Raw genomic sequence first — 18,155 nt, 5'->3', positions numbered from 1 at the left:
ATTTTTTATATTAAACTTAAAACCTTAAAGTATTGATGTTTGAGTCTAAAAAAGTGCGGGAGATAGATGTTCATTACATAGTTTGTAAATAACCAATTATCTTTGGAAAATTGAATTTCTTATACGAGGAGGAATATATGAAGGATATAAGTAAAAATCAAATTATAAAAGTGTTCCTTATTAGTATTTTAGGTTTAGGAACAATACTTGGCATGCTATATTTTAATCATAAAACTAATATTCAACAAAATAAAGCGCTAGCCACCGAAAAACGTGTATTGCAATATGAGTCTACCTTGAAAAAAGAATTAGAAAAATATAATTTAGGAGAGAAAACAGCAGTTTTATTAGGAATTATGTATCAAGAGAGTAGAGGTGAGGGAAACGATCCTATGCAGTCATCCGAATCATTTGGATTAAAGCCAAATGAAATTCAAGAGACAAGCTTGAGCATTGAACAAGGGGTAAAGCACTTTGCTAAAATGTACAAATATGGAACGGACAAAGATGTTAGCATGGATACAATTATTCAAAGCTATAATATGGGGCCAGGGTATATTGATTTTATTGCTAGTCAAGAAGTTAAACAACACTCGGAGGATTCAGCCAAAAAGTTTTCTAAGATGAAAGTTGATCAAAATCCAGCGATGTATACTTGTGGTGGAAATAAAAATAATTTTAGGTATCCATATTGTTATGGTGATTTCACATATGCCACAAAGGTAAATGAAAAAACAAAACTTATTGAAGAACTTCTTCGAAATGTACATAGCTCTTCTAAATAAGTTGCAGAATGAAATATAATGATACCATCAGTTATTAACAATAATATTTAAGAAAAAAACTACTTCCTTTCTTAATTCACATAATTTTCAAAAATAAATCCCGTGGATGTTAATATTTGTTATATAATATATTTGTCAAAGCATTACCCCTAAAGTTTCTACAGTCAATCTGTAAGATAGTTTGTTTGGTCCGTATATTCACCTTAAACTAAAAAGAACTTGTAGAGAGTCCTACAAGTTCTTTTTGTTTTAAGGGTTAAATGTGGATTTAAAATATAGTTGCAATTCTTTGAGGGGGAAAAGTAAATGTTTATAGAAACAGAAAGATTATTAATACGAAAATTTGAGTTCAAAGATTGGCAAGCTGTTCATGAGTATACATCAGATATCAATGTTATGAAATACATACCTGAAGGGGTTTTTACTGAAGAAGGTGCAAGAAACTTTGTGAATGAAAATATTGGTGAAAACGCTAAGAACTTTCCTGTAGTATTAATTGATAAAGATATTCTGATTGGTCATATAGTTTTTCATAAATACTTTGGTGAGCATACTTATGAGATTGGTTGGGTGTTCAATCCAAAATATTTCAATAAAGGATATGCTTCTGAAGCAGCACAAGCTACAGTAAAATATGGCTTTAAGGAAATGAAATTACATAGGATAATAGCTACATGTCAGCCACAAAATATCCCATCATATCGGGTGATGGAGAAGATTGGAATGAGAAGAGAAGGCTATTTCAGGAAGTGTATACCACATGGGAATGAATGGTGGGATGAATATTATTACGCTATTTTGGAAGAAGAGTAGTGTCTCAGAACGCATTTTTTAAATTGAAGCTTCTATCTCTAAAGGGGCAAGTTGACTAACGTTAGTAGGATTCTTGTTACCAAAGGCGAAGTCCATTTCTGCTATGGCTGACGTGCAAGACCATGGTGTCCCATTACAACTCTCGTGATTGACCCTATGGGTTCTTAAAATATAGAATATTAGAAAAATATTATGGTAAAATGTGTATAACTATAAATTATTAAATAGATTGGAGAATACTAGAATGAAAGTACAATTATTAAGAATAGGGATATTGGCTTGCTTCATGATATTCTGTTGGTCCTATGAAGATGTCTCTGCTGCATCTACGTGTGAGCCATATGGTGAAATTAAGCCGAACCAAAATCCCTCTCGTCAGCACATAAATTGCCTACTAACGAACGCAGCATTAAAAGAAAATGTTCCTCCTGAAGTTGTAAAAGCTGTAGCTACACAAGAAAGTGGATGGAAACAATTTGATGGAAACGGCCAGCCAATCATAGCACAAGATGGTGGAATTGGGATTATGCAAATTACCAATCAACCTCAGTTCGATCAACAAAAGTTAAAATATGATATTAATTATGATATTGAAGCAGGTGTTAAAGTTCTTCGTAGCATGTATCAGCGAACAGACCTACCTAAGGTAAACGTTGCTGGACCAGAAATAATCGAAAACTGGTACTTCTCTGTTATGGCTTATAATGGAACAAAACCTGCAAACAGTCCTTTGTATAAAGCTACCGGTCAAAAAAATTTAAATGCTTACCAAGAAAAAGTGTTTTCTATTCTAGAACAATACAGTTTTTTAAATGATACAAAATTGGGGCAGTTTCCTTTCAGTACAGCTGATTTTGAATATGATCCTAACACGAGCACAAATATTATATTTAAAAAGAAGGAGTACATACTAACAAATCTACATTCTTCTATCTATCATCTAAAAACAGGTGATCAAGTACTTGTAACAAGAGATGGAGTAAATTTAAGATCTAAACCTACTTCCGCTTCAAGTGGGAAACCGTTAAGTAAAAATACGAATTTGATTATTCAAGGAAACTTTGCATATGATGAATCTGTAGATAGTAGCAATCAGTTTGTATGGTATCCAGTTAAAACTGCAGATCAAAAACTAGTAGGTTATATTTCCTCCGCATATATTATGAAAAAAGTATAATTTAAGAACTAACGAAGAAGAGGTTCACTGATAAAGATATGGTAGTGATGAGAACGGTTGAGCACAATACAGTTGTAGGTTCTGGTGCAAAAAAATTATCAAACTTGGACATACCGATACTATTCCTCTACAAAGGCTTGTAAATGGTATGCAAACAAAAAAGTTGTTCAATTGGAAGCATTTAGGTTCGGACTGTATTTTGTAAACAGTGAGATGATACATGCGGTAAAACTTGAATCTTCGTACAGAAGCATTCCTACGTGTATATTACACAGAAAAAAAGGTGCAACAGCTTGGTAGGATATGAGGACAGACGAGCTTCCAACGAAAGTAAAAGAAAAAATAAATATGAAATGATTAGTTACTTGTGATGGCGGATTCTCTTACATGGAGAATCCGCCGTTTTTTTATTTACAATGAGAAACGCATGCTAGGATGAATATTGGGGTTAATTAGAATGTTTGACTGGTCAATACTGCTAATGTATTAATGATCGATATGTATAAGTACCTATACATATCAGATTAACGAAATTTTGTTCATTTGTTTTCACTAGAGGTTGTATCCTGGGTGAGAAGAAGAAATTGTGATAAAGAAGTGTGAGAAAGCCGTAGCGTGACTGACAGAATTAAACTCGTAAGATATCTCGTAATAGACAGCAAAGTAGAGAATTAACCCATTGTATATTTTAATATATTGTTATAATATTACGAAGGTGCCTAGGTAATATAAGGTAAATACACTATTGTATTTGTATAAATATGGAGTGAACAGGGGGAATGGACATGAAAAAATATCTAGTAGCAGGATTATTGTTACCAAGTTTATTAGTGGGATGTGGTCAGGAGAACGTCTCTACCAAGAAAGAAACATCTAAGAATGAACAGATAGTGAAGAAGGATGAGCAAGCCGATAAGAAGGTAGATGATACAAAGCGTGATGAATTAAAGGACAAGGAAAAGTTGGATGACAATGTGCCAAAGGATAACGAAAACAAAGAGGTTAAAACGGAAAAGAATGAGGAAAAAGTTGACATTGTAAAGTATCAGTTTCCATCAGAAGATAGTAGTTCTACAATGCCTGTCGATTATTTTGAAGCACTTGAACATGGTATGCCATATGAAGAAGTAGCTAAGGCATTACACCGTAATGCGACAAGTGCATTTAAAACGAAGAAGTATGATATGGAATTAATTGAATATACTTATGAGGCGCCACAAGCGGTAATACAAGTTCAATTTAAGGATGGTAAGTTACTTGGTGCGGATTACGTTGGTCAAGATAAGGAAATGTATTCAGTTATTCCTGTTGGATGGGATGAAAAAAATAATCGTTGGGCTGAAGAGAAAAACGTAGGCGTGCAATCTAGTGAGAATAAGCCAAATAATCACAAGCCTCAAATAAACGAAGGCAAGAATATTGAAACGAATGATAAGCCCGAATCTAGTACAGCAGGTGTAAAGGCAGATAATAAGCCTGAAGAAGCTACTACAAACCATAAATTTAATAATAAAGAAGTTGAACAACCTCGTAATAAGGAACAGCAACGTAAGGAAGTAGAAGAATTTAAGCCGAGTGATGCAGACATGGAACGTATTAAACGACAGGAAGACCGTTGGAATACACCATCAGGTGGTGTTGGTGCTACATGGCAAGAAGAAATAAAAAAACAGAAATAAAATAACAGAAATAAAATAACATACCAACCTATTATACGGATTAAGTGAATTTAAAGTGGGAAATTTATAGTTTTTATCATATTTTATTATATTCATTCTATAAAATTCAAAAAGATGACAGAGTGTTGGAAACCCAAAAGGATTTTTCATCACTCTGTCTATTACAAAATATTAATATTGTTGTTGATATTGTCTTATAAGAAGGAGTTCATTTAAGATATTACAGGTCCCGTTCTTTGGTTTAGATAGTAAACAGATTGACTTAAAATAGGTTAAAAAAGGCTATGGATTAGAAGCAAATATTTTTGATGGGACATCTTTATTTGATAACTCATATACAAAAAGATTTTCAGAGGTTCTTTCTTTTGTTCTAACCCTTGATCCATCCCTGTTAACGTTGCATTTTCCTACTGATAATGCAGACTACCTTAATGATGAATTTATTAATATTGCTATAAAGTATAATGCATCAGGTATAACAGTGCATGCTAATCAATTCATAAATGTCGTGGAATTTCAGAGCTATAATCTTCTTGATAATAAAAAAAGGATTATAGAGTTCTTTAACATGCTAGATGAAGAAATAAAAGGAACTGATATATATAGAATCAAAAACCTACCCATTTTTGGAAACTTGGGCGATGCTTTTGATCCTATATTTATATATCCAAGGGATTTTACTGATTTGGTTAATTTGGAGGTATCTAACGCTGGAATAACATGGGATATATATCATTGGTCTATAACCTATCTTACACGTCTAGGTATTTCTAAATTATTAAGGCAAGAGGAAATTGAATACAAGGATTTTCATAAGTATTTAAGCTTAATGGATCATATTAAACATTTTCATTTCAGTTCTTTTAAGCATTTAACGATTCCTTATAGTGAGGTACGTTGCTTTGGGGGGGAGAATCCGGTTAATGAATCTATTGATGAGAGTTTATTACATGAAACTTTATTAAAATTGAAGAACAATACTTTGGATAAAAACATAGGTATTGTATTTGAGGTTCAGGAAACTGATTATAAGAATAGAAAGAGGTCATGGGAGACTCTTAATTGGTTTCAAGTAATAGACGCAAATGATTTAGTTATCCTAAGCTCATTATTAATAGCTTATACAGTTTATACAGTAGGGGAAATGATTTATGTCACCAGTCCAAATGACATTTGTTGCTAATATAGCTCCAGAACATTTGAGGGGGACTTATATGGGAGCGGCTAATCTTCAACGGATTACAGGTAATGCATTTGGACCACTTCTAGGTGGTGTATTACTGGATCAGCTTTTAGGGCATATGTTATTTACAATCTTAGGTGTGGTTGTATTATTTCTGGATTTGTTTACTTACTACTAGATAGACTTATTGAAAATAGAAGTAAAGAAATACCTATAAAACAAACATCTTAATTTTAATATTGTTAAGGAGTTGAAAATTAAATTTTATGTTTTAAGAATTAAATAAAGTGCACGTTTATTAATAGTAAACGTGCACTTTATTTATTAGTATTTAAAATTAATTCGTATATAGTAATTTTTTAGGTTGCGACCTAAGTATATAAAAGTAATATACTGCTTCTTTTAATCAATTACAACTAAGCTTCTTGACCTATCAATATGATTAAGTAACATACGATACTCTTCTTCGTACATAGTTACACGTTGTAGAAGGAACTGATTTTCTACCTCTAAATTTTTTATTTGACCTTGTAAGTTTGTAAATTCATTTGTTTTTTTATAATTTTGTAGAAAGAGAATAATATCATCTAATGTCATAGATAAAGAGTTGGTTTCTTTTTTTTGTTGAGAGGGAGAAATATTGTTTCCCATTTTTCGATTTTGTTTTGCTTGTTTTATTTCCTCTTGGTATTGTTTTCTTACGTATGAATTCCAACGAAATCCACAAGCGGCAGGTGTCCTATTTAGTAGTTTTGCTACTTCTTTGAATGCAGCTAACTGTGTTCCACCGTTACGAATATTCTGGAGTACTGTTGATGCGAGAAGTAAATCGTTATCGTTAGTCCAGGAATCTTGTCTTGAGATTACCACGTTTTGACCTCCTTTACATGCTTTATATTACATATATGCAATTACTTAAAATGATAGAAGTTTAACTTATCTTGAAATAATTAGGAGTAAGTTGATAGAAGTATGTACTATTTAAAATGCGAAATTGCATAAAAAATTAGATTGACTATTTGTTATAAGTGTAACTATAATGGTTACAACAATGCAGCTAAATTAATAGGTTTGATGTTATGAAGTAGTTGTATTAATGATGTATAAGCAAATATTAACAAATGAACGGAGTTGGAAATATAAGAAGCTAATATAAAAAAGAATTAAGGCCATATAAAACATTTTATAATCATATACAAATTAAAAGAGGTGCACATTTTGAAAATTTTTAAGGGAATTATAGTTTCTTCAATTGCGTTAACAGCATTTAATGGGGTGGGTGGACTACTTCCAAGTGATAAATCAGAAGTTGCCTATGCAGCTAGTTACAATTATTCAAATAAGCAATTGAATTCTACTGTACATAAGCAAGTTACGAAACAATTAATTTTGAAATTTAAAAATGAGGCAAATTTGCCATATCAGGATGGAATAGAAAAATTCATTAAAGAAGAAAAACAAGATCCTGAATTAATTGGAATTTTAAACGAATACCCAAATGTAACTATAAATCGACTTTTTAATTCTTTAAATCCTAAAGAAATTAAAAATCTTGGTAAAGAAATAAAAGATTCCGATCATATTTCTTCTAATTTGCTAAACTATTATATTGTAGAAAACCAAGGTGATATTGATGTACAAGCCTTACTTACAAAGTTTGAGAAATCATCTCTTATTGAAACGGCATATCTACAGGAAGAAGAAACGCCACCTGAAGAGCGTTTACCAAATTTATCTGTTAATCCATATGATGAGCCTAGACTTACAAGACAAGGTTACCTTGAACCAGCACCATTAGGAATTAATGCACCTTATGCTTGGAGTATAAATGGTGGGAACGGAAAAGGAACTACTTTCGTAGATATGGAGTATGGTTGGTTATTAAGTCATGAAGATTTAGTGAATCAAAAGATTGAATTGATGTCCGGACAGAATAAGAGTGAACACCATGATCATGGTACCTCAGTATTGGGAATTGTTTCTGCAGAGGATAATAACATAGGTGGAATTGGGATTGCACCAAAGGCTAAGGTAAAGGTTGTATCCCAAATTAGGGATAACGGAAATTATAATACAGCTGATGCTATTTTAAGTGCGGTTAACAATATGCAAGCTGGAGATATTCTTTTACTAGAGGCACAAGCAACTTACGATGGATATGGAGATAAGAACTATTTTCCAGTGGAAGTAAAACCAGACATATTTGATGCAATTCGTATGGGAACAAATAAGGGCATTATTATTATTGAAGCAGGTGCAAATGGTGGAAACGACTTGGATCAATTTAGAGACCGTAATGGTAAACAAGTTTTAAATCGTAATAGTCCTGATTTTAAAGATTCAGGGGCAATTATGGTTGGTGCAGCTTCTGCAAGGGTTCCTCATAAGCGTTCATATTTCTCTAATTACGGTAGTAGAGTGGATGTGTATGGATGGGGGAATGCAGTAGATACTACAGATGCCAAACCAAGTGAATTTATAACAAATCTATATACATCTAGTTTTGCTGGAACATCTAGTGCATCGCCTATTATTGCTGGTGCTGCAGCATCAATTCAAGGAATTGTAAAAAATAATCAGGGGAGAGTATATACACCAAGACAGCTTAGGGATATTTTAAGTGATTCTAGTACTGGAACGAAATCTAACGATCCAATCTCTGATAAAATTGGTGTTTTACCTGACTTAAAAGCTATTTTATCTAAACTAGGTTTTTCACCGAACTTAGGCAATGATTCTTCCATTGTATTTCCTGAGGAGCAAGAAATAAATAAAGGGAATGAAGGATCTACTATTACATTCCCAAGGGAGGATTCCGCTAATGGTGAAGGGAACTCTAACTTCATTTTCCCAGAATAATTGTAGGGATAACTTCTATTTAATATAAAGGAATTTTATATAACCAGTTAAGTATAATACTAGTGAGGTAGGCTCTTATGTGTAATAGCATAAGAGCCTATCTGTTGTACTTTTAACTATATAAGAGGGAAAGTACTTCTTTAGATATTTACCTTACCAGGTGGAGATTTAAGATTATTTAACAAATTCGGTAGTGATGCATATATGAAAGAGGGATGGTTTAGGAAAGAGCAAGTTATTAGTACACGTCCCAAAGGAGGATATTACTATGGGGCAGGTACTTCAACTGCAACTCCCGAAGTTTCTGCGCGTTGGCATTAATTATTGATAAATATAAATTGAAAAATTCTCCTAATGAGGCAACTAGAGAATTATATAAATATGGAGTTAATAAAACTCCGCTAGATGCTTTATTTTTGGAAATGGAAAGCTAGACATCTATAATAATATAAATCATTGATTCTTAATTAATTATTATTATAAGACAAAATAAAAGGGAGAGGATTGAGAGTGAAAACTCATCCTACTCCTTTTTTATTTGTAAATATAAAAGTCCATTATTATTAAGTTATCAGTTGGTTCAAATTGAAACTATTTATACCATACTGCCAATTCTTTTATGCCAAATGAATAATGATGTTCCAAAAAATAAGGGTATAATTAATATAAATAAAACAAAGGTATAATCAAAGTTGTATGTTCCTCCTAAAATTGAAAAGGCAATATCTGGGGTGTGAAATAGAATGTTTTTTATTGAATCGAATAAATAAATGGAGGCTACTATAAATGCAATACTTCCCATAAATGTGAGTAGTGGTTTTTTTAAGATAACACTTATAAATGAAACTACAGAAAGTAATGCAATATGAACTATAAAAATAATAAAATAAAATTTTAGATTATATATACTGGAAGCAAATAAACCCATAGGTTCTTCTATATTATAATAATTTGCCTGTTCTACCTTAGGCATAAAGACATATCCAATTAAAGTGTTTGTTAGATATGTTAACAATAACATGCCTGCATATACAATTATTAATGAAATCCATTTACTTACGAGTGTTTTCCATTTTTTAAAAGGTCGTAGTAAGATCATCTTATATGCACCTGAATCAACTTCTGAACTTAATGATTCGGAATAGAATAAAGGTAAAATAATAATTATTAAAAGAATATGGTATGTAAGAATTTGGCCAACTGGAAAATTTAAATTATTCAAAGGAAGTTTTATTCCATTTACAACATAACTATCAAAATTCCAACGAAGTTGACTTAAATAAAAGAACATAAGTGGATATAAAATAGAAATTAAAAATAAAACTATTGTACTTTTTCTAGCAAAAATCCTTTGAATTTCGGCTGAAATTAATTTTTTCATAGTATACACCCTCTCTATATAGCATTAAATAAAATCATTATTTACTTTTAATAAGTCATAAAAATAATGCGTAACATATGTGTCTGTAGAGTTTGTAGGTTTAAAAAATATATTTAATACTCTCACATTTTAATTTGTTAGCGATTTAATCAAGATAATCGTTACGTGTAAAGGTTATATAAGATAAAGTTTTAAAAACTATAAATATAACAATTGGACTATATAAAAATATATTTGTAACGCCAGCAGCAAAATATGCAGCCCCTTTGACTTGAGTTAATATTAGTGATAGAGATTGGTATGTAAATACAACAGGATGATTTTCTGGATATCCTTTAATAAAAGGACTTATTACTATAATGTATAAAATATTAGCAAATATAAACCCTAGACTTAAACCGATAACACCTGTAATTGTTTTAAGTTTCAAGGAAATAAACTCAACGATGCTACCAAAAGCAAGTAAACTCATATACCCTAATAAATAATATTTAAAAGAATATTGTACGAGCTCTTTAATTCCATAAAGACCATTCATGAAAAATAAAGGAATTTTAGTTAACTTAGGTAAGAATAACCAACCTATAATTAATGAAACAAGGAGTTGCAAAATTAGGATTAAAAAGATATTTAACATAAAAATTAAAGATTTTGCTAAGTATAATTGTTTTAATGAGATACCTCTAGTAAAAGGGATTCGTAGAGCACCTTTTTTATATTCTTCATGAAAACTTATAGCACTAAAAGTAATGGCAATTGCATTAAAAGCAGTAAAGAGCATTTCCTGTAAACTTGTTAAATGAAAATTTAAATTTGAACTGAATGCTACACTTAATGGTTTGAGTGTAGCATTCGTTTGCATAGCAAATTTGAGAGATAGTAAAACGATAATAGGTATAGCAATAAAACATATTATATTAATTTTTTTAGACCAAAACTTTTCAGATTCATATAAAAGTAGAGATTTAAACATTGAATCCTCCTATTACTGATAGATATATTTTTCTTTAGAATGTGTGAGGTTTATTGGATTTTTAAGACATTAACTCCATAAAGACATCTTCCAGTTTCTTTTCATTACCTACTGAACTCATTAGAACATGACTATCACCTGTCCATTTAATTTTGCCCTCTCTAATGAATACATATTTATTGCATATTTTTTGAAGTTCATCTAGAAGGTGACTGGAAATGAAAAATGTAATTCCTAATTTCTTTCTAAGATTAAGAATTAATTCTCTTAAATCTCTCATTCCCATTGGATCAAGACCATTTGCAGGTTCATCTAATATCACTATTGTTGGATTATTAAGTAATGCTTGTGCAATGCCAAGTCTTTGTTTCATACCCAAAGAGTAACCTTTTACCTTATCATTGCCTCTATCTTTTAAATCAACAATTTCTAAAACCTCTTCAACCTTTGCTAATTGTTCTTTTCTGTTCATATTGGGATTTAATCGTGCAAGATTTTGGAGATTCTTTCGTCCTGACATATAATCGAAAAATACAGGAATTTCAATAATTGCCCCGATTCCATTTAGGGCTAATTCTCTATTTTGTAATACGTCAATACCCTTAGTATATACATTGCCATCATCAGGTTTTATTAACCCCGTTATTATTTTCATAAGAGTGGTTTTTCCAGCACCATTTGGTCCAATAAATCCGCATATATCTCCTTCTAAAACATCAAAAGTGGCATCATGAATTATCTTTCTTTTATTAAGGGTTTTATTAACGTGCTTCACTTCTATTTTTTTCATTTTTCATTTCCTTTCTAATTAAGAATTATAAAAATATCATTTGGCTTGAATAGGGGTAATTGTTCTTACACTTATATCTAAACAAATAAAAAACAACTCTTTATCAACTTTGTTTATTTTTCTTATTTTTAGTTTTAAAAATGAATAGTATGAATGAATAATTTAATGTGATTTTGCTCAAAAGAGGTATTTATTGTAAAATCTATGTAGCTATTATGTTAAGAATAGTAAAATAATTAATACTTATGTAACAATATTTATTTATATTACGATTATTGGATTTTAGGTCAGAGTGAAGGTAAGTAGGATTTATAAAGAGTTTATATAAAGATATTAAAAAAGGGTGATGTAAGAAATGGATAGACGAGTGCTTATAGTCGATGACAATATAGAAATAATCTCATTTGTAAAACCAGCACTTGAAGTTGAAGGATATACTGTAGATTATGCTGTATCAGGGGATCAAGCTTTACAAAAAATTAATTCAGATTTTGATATTATCCTATTGGATGTAATGTTGCCTGATACGAGTGGATTTGATATATGTAAAAAAGTTAGAAGTAGAGTTAATTGTCCGATTTTATTTTTAACTGCTAGGGGGCTTGAGCAGGAAAGAATCAAAGGGTTTTTAGTTGGGGGAGATGATTATATTGTAAAACCATTTTCATTAAAAGAACTTATCCTGAGAATGAGCGTACATATAAGAAAAGATAAAAGGGATTCGTCTTTAAAAAAATCTAATGAGTTAATCTTCGGTGACCTTAGAGTTAATATATTATCTAAAAGTATTCAAATAAATACACAATTGGTAGAGTTGACAAGAAAAGAATATGAAATTATTGAGTTATTATGTACACACCCTGGGCAAGTATTCTCTAAAGAACAAATTTTTGAAAGTGTGTGGGGAAATATAAGTGACAGTAATATAACTACTGTTACTGAGCATGTAAGAAGAATACGTTTAAAACTTCATGATTGTGGATTTAAGAACGAGTGTATAAAAACAATATGGGGATTGGGATATAAATGGGAATGCTAAAACGTTTAAATATGCACCTAAAAATAAAAACACAGTTTGTACTGTACTTTCTTTTATGTTTCATAGTATCAGTTATCATATCATTGCTATTTTTAGGTATAGCTTTATTTGCATTTGAAAATAAGAAAGTTGCAAATGCTATTAAGAATTATGCAGTAATTAATAGTGATAAAATTTTAAATGTAAACTTTCAAGATGAATTAAATAAACAAATTCCTAAAGATGATTTTGAATATTGGATTGTATCTAATAATAAGAAGGTATTATATACTTCAGCAAAAATAAAAAAGTTACCTGAAGATCTTACAATTAGTTCAAAGGAGTATTATGGCAAAGAATATAATAATGCTACATATGGAATTTCTTTTAAACCTTTTTTTAGCGAAGGCAAATTTCAAGGTGGAATAGTTTTAAGGTATAAAAGTAATATTTTTGTAGAATCCAGTATCATAAATACTCTTTTAAAAAAAATTAAATATAATGTATTCTTTTTCTTTTTTATTCTTTTTCCTATATTTGTGATTTGTCCCTTTATTATTATATTAATCTTTTCTGTATTATTTTCAAAGGATATTATACGTCCTTTAAAAGAAATGATTAAACTAAGTAATCATATAAAGGATGGACGTTTAGATTTTATAATAGACACGTCTTATACTAATGAATTAGGGCAAGTTCTAAAATCATTTGAAGATATGAGGATAGCACTGCAAAAATCGCTAAAAACGCAATGGATGATGGAAGAGCAAAGAAAAGATATGATTTTGTCACTTACTCATGATATTAAGACACCAATTACTATAATTAATGGACATTTAGAATTACTCGCAGGATCGTATAATCATATTTCAGAGGAAAATAGAAAAACATATATTAATATTATGCTTAGTAATTCTGAAAAAATAAAAAAAATGATTAATGAACTAAATGAAATCTGGGACTTAGAAAGACCGAATTTCACATTAAATATACAAAAGGTGGATTTAAATGACTATATTTTAGAGCTTGAAGGGGATTATATATATATATGTGCAAAAAAGAATGTTAATTTTCGTATAATATCTTCATTATCACCTGAGGAAAAATTTGATTTTGATTCTTTTAGAATAAATGAGGTACTCCAAAATATTATAACTAACTCTTTAAAGCATACAGAGGATAATGGAGAAATTATTCTTGAAATATACTTAGAGAATAGTAATTTAATATTTCGAGTGTCAGATAATGGGAAGGGATTTAATGAAGAAGTCGATTTAGTTTTTAATAAATATTATAAGGGAAATGGAGATTTAATATATAAAAATAGTTCTGGGCTAGGGCTTTATATTTGTAAGCTAATTATTGAAAAACATGGAGGAGAAATCTCTGCGTATAATAACAAAAGAGAAGGAGCTACTATAGAGTTTTCTTTACCTGGCAATAATAAGCTAATAGAAGATGATGAATGTAGTGATATTGTATAGAATTATACAATTAAGAAAAGAAGAATGATTTTGTACGATTCATATTCAATGCTAATCAGTGGTAATTAATGCGTTCTAATAATTAGATAGAAGAAAGGGCGTATGTTAAAGAGTGTTTAAAGATAAGTTCTTTCTTTTTTATTATTTCATTCTTTAGTTTGACACTTGTGTTAATATCCTCATCATGATGTGTAAGACTGGAAGGAAAGTCTCATTTAAGGTGGTTTAGATTTTTAATGTCTTTGTTTTGATATCGACTACAATAACATAATTAGTTTAAAGCAAATGTAGATACGACACTAACTTGTTTGCCGTATCATTTTGCTCTGCTCTGTATTCCAACATGGTCCGAAACTATAATCCTTTATGAATTAGGTGGCAATGAATTGGCCTCGGGCAAGAGGTGGTAGCAGGTCATTTTAATTGTTTGAAAGGTGATCAAGTGTTAATAATGAAGAGGGTGTTTTAATTTTCTTAATGTATTATAAAACGTAGCTGAAAAGGTTATATAATGGTTATGATATAATAAAATTCAAGTATAATAAGGGGGATTAATTAGATGATTTTTCAAAGCATGATAACAGCTATTATAGAAAAATTACAAGAGACGGTGAATCCCTATTGGATAATTGTGTTTGGATCAACGGCTGAGAACAGAGAACGAGAAGATAGTGATATTGATATAGCTTATTTAAGTGACACAACTTTAGGGAACTATGAACGTTTTTTATTAGCACAGGAGTTAGCTAACATTGTTCATAAAGATGTTGATTTAGTTGATTTATCCGAAGCTTCTACAGTTTTTCAAGCTCAGATTATACATACAGGAAAGACAATATTTTGTTCGGATGAAAGACGTAAGGTCATTTTTGAAATGAAAACCTTAAAAATGTATTCAAAATTGAATGAAGAACGACAGATAGTATTTGATGATATAAAGAAAAGAGGTTCTATATATGAAGAATGAGGTTATTTTAAATAAAATTTCTACAGTAGAGCGTTGTATAAAAAGAATCCAAGATGTGTATGGAAATGACCCTGAAAATTTAGAGGATTTTACAAAACAAGATTCAATAATATTGAACATACAAAGAGCTTGTGAAGCGAGTATTGATTTAGCAATGCATATTGTTGCGGGGAAAAAATTAGGACTACCCCAATCTAGTCGAGAGGCCTTTGATTTATTGGTTACAGCAGGATTACTTAGCGCTGATTTAGCAAATAAGTTAAAGGCAATGGTTGGATTTCGTAATATTGCTGTTCATGATTATCAAAGTGTGAATTTAGATATTGTTCGTCAAATTATTGAAAAACATTTAACTGATTTTAAACTATTTACAAAAGAAGTAATGGGGATATTGGAATTTTAGGTAAAAGAACAGGATATTAGGGCTGAGAAAGAAAGTAATTCTATGATTCCCAAACCAGCTATTGAAACAATCACTTAATTTCGTAAGAAGAAACGCGGTCATAAGATGAATTTGTTTATGTTGTAGTGAGGCTTTGCATGAGATTTGTGTAGATAAATAGTAGGGAAAATATCCATATACAATTTTATCAACAAATAAGTAAATATTTTCAAAACTAATTTTTATACATATAATGTATACCCAAAACAAAAAAGTTTCCATAAGGAAACTTTTTTGTTTTGGGTAAATTTATAGCGGTTAATTAATATACAGTTTTTGAAAAAAATGATGACTCATGTCAAATCATCTTCATTTACACGAACATGAATGTAGTATAAAAATGAAGCATATCCAAAATAATTAAAGGGGCTGAAAAAATGATTAAAAAACTTATTATTAGTTCTATTGCTTTAGGTGCAACAATAGGAGTGAGCAAACCTACATTTGCTGCTATAATACATTCTCCATCACAGTTTAAAGAAACTCGAAATGTTCATGTGCAATCCCTATATTCTCCATGGCAGTATTTAGGGCAAACTTCAAGGGAACTTCAAATTAAAAGTAAGGATCCAAAAGTACTAGCTTTTGAACTAGCAAAAGAAGCACCATTTTACGAAGAAGAATTAGTAGACATATGTTCTGTAATTTTAGATGCAAATGTAGATGTTGTATATTGGACAAGTAAGGAATGGGTTAGATTTGAAGAAGGAAATTATGAATTTAAACATGAAATTAAAATTTTTAGAGATAAAGAACGTCAGCAATTAATTACGGCACTAGAATCTTAGATCTTTTACAAAAAAGAAGCTATCTTTAGTATGCTATTCTCCCCTCATAGTAGATAGGAAAAAGAAAACACATTAACCTATTTATTATGGAGGGGATTTTTCTATGGGGTAAATTAGAATTACTTGCTATACAAAATGAAAGGAAAAGGAAGTGGGTTTATACTTAAAAGAAGATATAAAACTGTTAAGAAAGAAATAGACATTTATTATCCTATTGTAAGTCGTCGGATGAAATGATCCGAAACTTTAGGTATTAAAGAACTAGAAGAACATGGGAAAACAAAAGGGTTATATTTAGGTAGAATGAAACCTAATGGATTAGGTACTAAGAATAAACGATTGGAAAAAGAGAATGGGATGTTAGAAAAATGAAGGATAGTATGTCGCGAAAGTAAAAATTTTAGGATAGTGTACATAAAAAAGATTTCTTCATCTATCTTAAGTCCGCAAATATTTACAATTTTATAATCATCAAAGATTTCAAGAGAAATTAAATAACCTGAGTCCATACAAATATAGACTCAGGTGGCTTAGCTGCGCTTTGAAAATACTGTCTACCTGACAGAGCCCTCTCTTTTTATTCTTTAAATAAACAAACTGAAACAAGACTATTTAGAAGTATTAGTGAATTAGCCTCTCTTTAATTTTTATTTCGTGTCTCTTAACTTTAACAAGTACAAACATAATTCATTAATCTATATTACCTTTAAAACATTTATAAATTTGATAATATAAAAGCAATAGAATTATGTAATAAGTGAATCAAAAAAACAACCCCAAAAGCAGGCATTGTAACCTGATATTTTTCATTCTTTTTTTATATACCCAATAAGCATAGTTATATAAAAGACCAATTATCGTTGTACCAACTATATAAGTGATTCCATATCGATGATTTAATCCAAATATAATTGAAGCTATTAAAATGATAAGGTAATCGCGATTTTTAATGTAAGGAATCCAACTTAATAGCCAAAATAAAAATACTTGAAAAACTACTGTTTCATATATAGGTGCTGCTAATATCCCCAATAAAACTTGAAGAATAAGAGGTGCTTCTGTTATTGGGTTTTTTTGTATTTCAGGTAAGAATAGACCTAATGGTATTACAAATAAAAATGATCCTAATAAAATAAGAAAAATAAAAGAAATGGTAGGCAAAGTAAACATAAATCTATTTATTTTTTTGAGCATATATATTTCTCCTATAATCTTTTATTACATCTATACGAAAAGTAATAAATAATTGAGTCTCTTTTTGTTTGACATGTTTTCGTCTACCATTGATGAAAACCGTTCTGTAATTGAATTCTTGGCTTATATGTAGGTGTAGCGATAAAGTAGGCATATATTAACTCTATATAGTTAATATCAAAATATTAAAGAGCTAAGTGAGATATTAAGGTCACACCAATTTTATGATGAATATAATATCAAGCCCGTTAAGGAAATATGCTATATAGGACACGTTTGTACTGATTATTTTACTATATGAATATTTAAGTGCATATAGTTTTGGAGGAGTATGTATTTTTGCATTTTTTAATACAAACGTTTTTTATTAAAAATTTACTTACTGCGCTACCTCATATGAATTTAAGACAATTGAAGAGTAAAGGCCAAAAGAGTCTAAGTTTAGATTGTACAGGTAAATATTATAATGTTATAGAAAAATAAGGAAAAAAGTTATAAAATAGGAGATTGAATTAAACTTTCAGATTTTATTGTTCTGCAAGATAAAAATAACTAAAGATGAGGCTCTTAAAAATTCTTATCTTTATTTAAAACTAATGATATTATAAAAAATCCTCGCTGA

The 18,155-nt window shown here is 30.0% G+C and carries 14 protein-coding genes and 4 pseudogenes; 13 read left to right on the top strand and 5 right to left on the bottom strand.

The annotated features are described in order from the left end of the window. Positions 1 to 137: 137 nt before the first annotated feature. The 6 genes and pseudogenes from MHI26_RS28600 to MHI26_RS28575 form a co-directional block, all read left to right on the top strand. Positions 138 to 785, top strand: a complete 648-nt coding sequence (locus MHI26_RS28600; RefSeq protein ID WP_061668072.1) for a lysozyme family protein — start codon at positions 138 to 140, stop codon at positions 783 to 785. Positions 786 to 1,091: 306 nt separating this feature from the next. Continuing rightward, a complete protein-coding gene (locus tag MHI26_RS28595; protein ID WP_097889081.1) occupies positions 1,092 to 1,598 on the top strand; it encodes a GNAT family N-acetyltransferase in 507 nt (168 codons plus the stop codon). Between the two features lie 244 nt (positions 1,599 to 1,842). Further along, entirely contained in the window at positions 1,843 to 2,775 is a 933-nt protein-coding gene (locus tag MHI26_RS28590; protein ID WP_061665888.1) for a transglycosylase SLT domain-containing protein, read from the top strand. 785 nt (positions 2,776 to 3,560) lie between these two features. Further along, the gene (locus MHI26_RS28585) at positions 3,561 to 4,454 is read left to right on the top strand and encodes a hypothetical protein (RefSeq protein WP_061665889.1); all 894 of its coding nucleotides are present in this window, start codon (positions 3,561 to 3,563) and stop codon (positions 4,452 to 4,454) included. A gap of 196 nt (positions 4,455 to 4,650) precedes the next feature. Then, positions 4,651 to 5,523: pseudogene (locus MHI26_RS28580) on the top strand (endonuclease); the annotation flags it as partial. 51 nt (positions 5,524 to 5,574) lie between these two features. Then, a pseudogene (locus MHI26_RS28575) lies at positions 5,575 to 5,868 on the top strand (MFS transporter); the annotation flags it as partial. Between the two features lie 171 nt (positions 5,869 to 6,039). Here the strand turns inward: MHI26_RS28575 and MHI26_RS28570 are convergent. Next, positions 6,040 to 6,507 carry an RsfA family transcriptional regulator gene (locus MHI26_RS28570; RefSeq protein ID WP_061667319.1) on the bottom strand — a complete coding sequence of 156 codons (468 nt, stop codon included), beginning with the start codon at positions 6,505 to 6,507 and terminating at the stop codon, positions 6,040 to 6,042. 348 nt (positions 6,508 to 6,855) lie between these two features. On the opposite strand from MHI26_RS28570, the gene MHI26_RS28565 reads away from it, so the two are divergent. Then, on the top strand, positions 6,856 to 8,496 hold the full coding sequence (locus MHI26_RS28565; RefSeq protein ID WP_061667318.1) for a S8 family peptidase: 1,641 nt from the start codon (positions 6,856 to 6,858) through the stop codon (positions 8,494 to 8,496). Positions 8,497 to 9,091: 595 nt separating this feature from the next. Here the strand turns inward: MHI26_RS28565 and MHI26_RS28560 are convergent. From MHI26_RS28560 to MHI26_RS28550, 3 genes are all read right to left on the bottom strand, one after another. Beyond that, positions 9,092 to 9,877, bottom strand: coding sequence for a hypothetical protein (locus MHI26_RS28560; RefSeq protein WP_061667317.1), 786 nt, complete (start codon positions 9,875 to 9,877; stop codon positions 9,092 to 9,094). A 145-nt stretch (positions 9,878 to 10,022) separates the two neighbouring features. After that, the gene (locus MHI26_RS28555) at positions 10,023 to 10,850 is read right to left on the bottom strand and encodes an ABC transporter permease (RefSeq protein ID WP_061667316.1); all 828 of its coding nucleotides are present in this window, start codon (positions 10,848 to 10,850) and stop codon (positions 10,023 to 10,025) included. A 61-nt stretch (positions 10,851 to 10,911) separates the two neighbouring features. After that, positions 10,912 to 11,640 carry an ABC transporter ATP-binding protein gene (locus tag MHI26_RS28550; protein ID WP_061667315.1) on the bottom strand — a complete coding sequence of 243 codons (729 nt, stop codon included), beginning with the start codon at positions 11,638 to 11,640 and terminating at the stop codon, positions 10,912 to 10,914. Between the two features lie 355 nt (positions 11,641 to 11,995). Here MHI26_RS28550 and MHI26_RS28545 point away from each other — a divergent pair, with 355 nt between their 5' ends. From MHI26_RS28545 to MHI26_RS31655, 6 genes and pseudogenes are all read left to right on the top strand, one after another. After that, positions 11,996 to 12,679, top strand: a complete 684-nt coding sequence (locus MHI26_RS28545) for a response regulator transcription factor (RefSeq protein ID WP_061667314.1) — start codon at positions 11,996 to 11,998, stop codon at positions 12,677 to 12,679. Continuing rightward, a complete protein-coding gene (locus tag MHI26_RS28540; protein ID WP_061667312.1) occupies positions 12,667 to 14,142 on the top strand; it encodes a HAMP domain-containing sensor histidine kinase in 1,476 nt (491 codons plus the stop codon). The genes MHI26_RS28545 and MHI26_RS28540 overlap by 13 nt, the downstream gene beginning before the upstream one ends. A gap of 559 nt (positions 14,143 to 14,701) precedes the next feature. Further along, the gene (gene mntA / locus MHI26_RS28530) at positions 14,702 to 15,109 is read left to right on the top strand and encodes a type VII toxin-antitoxin system MntA family adenylyltransferase antitoxin (RefSeq protein ID WP_046956012.1); all 408 of its coding nucleotides are present in this window, start codon (positions 14,702 to 14,704) and stop codon (positions 15,107 to 15,109) included. After that, a complete protein-coding gene (gene hepT, locus MHI26_RS28525) occupies positions 15,099 to 15,512 on the top strand; it encodes a type VII toxin-antitoxin system HepT family RNase toxin (protein ID WP_046956013.1) in 414 nt (137 codons plus the stop codon). The genes mntA and hepT overlap by 11 nt, the downstream gene beginning before the upstream one ends. Before the next feature lie 416 nt (positions 15,513 to 15,928). Next, the gene (locus MHI26_RS28520) at positions 15,929 to 16,339 is read left to right on the top strand and encodes a hypothetical protein (protein WP_061667310.1); all 411 of its coding nucleotides are present in this window, start codon (positions 15,929 to 15,931) and stop codon (positions 16,337 to 16,339) included. 457 nt (positions 16,340 to 16,796) lie between these two features. After that, a pseudogene (locus MHI26_RS31655) lies at positions 16,797 to 16,901 on the top strand (hypothetical protein); the annotation flags it as partial. 153 nt (positions 16,902 to 17,054) lie between these two features. Here the strand turns inward: MHI26_RS31655 and MHI26_RS28515 are convergent. Next, positions 17,055 to 17,533, bottom strand: a pseudogene (locus MHI26_RS28515) (CPBP family glutamic-type intramembrane protease). Between the last annotated feature and the right edge of the window lie 622 nt (positions 17,534 to 18,155).

This window comes from Bacillus sp. FSL K6-1218, from assembly GCF_038006445.1.
GTDB lineage: Bacteria > Bacillota > Bacilli > Bacillales > Bacillaceae_G > Bacillus_A > Bacillus_A thuringiensis_S.
The sequence above is the reverse complement of the archived record's forward strand: the minus strand, read 5'-3'. Positions and strand labels throughout refer to the sequence as shown.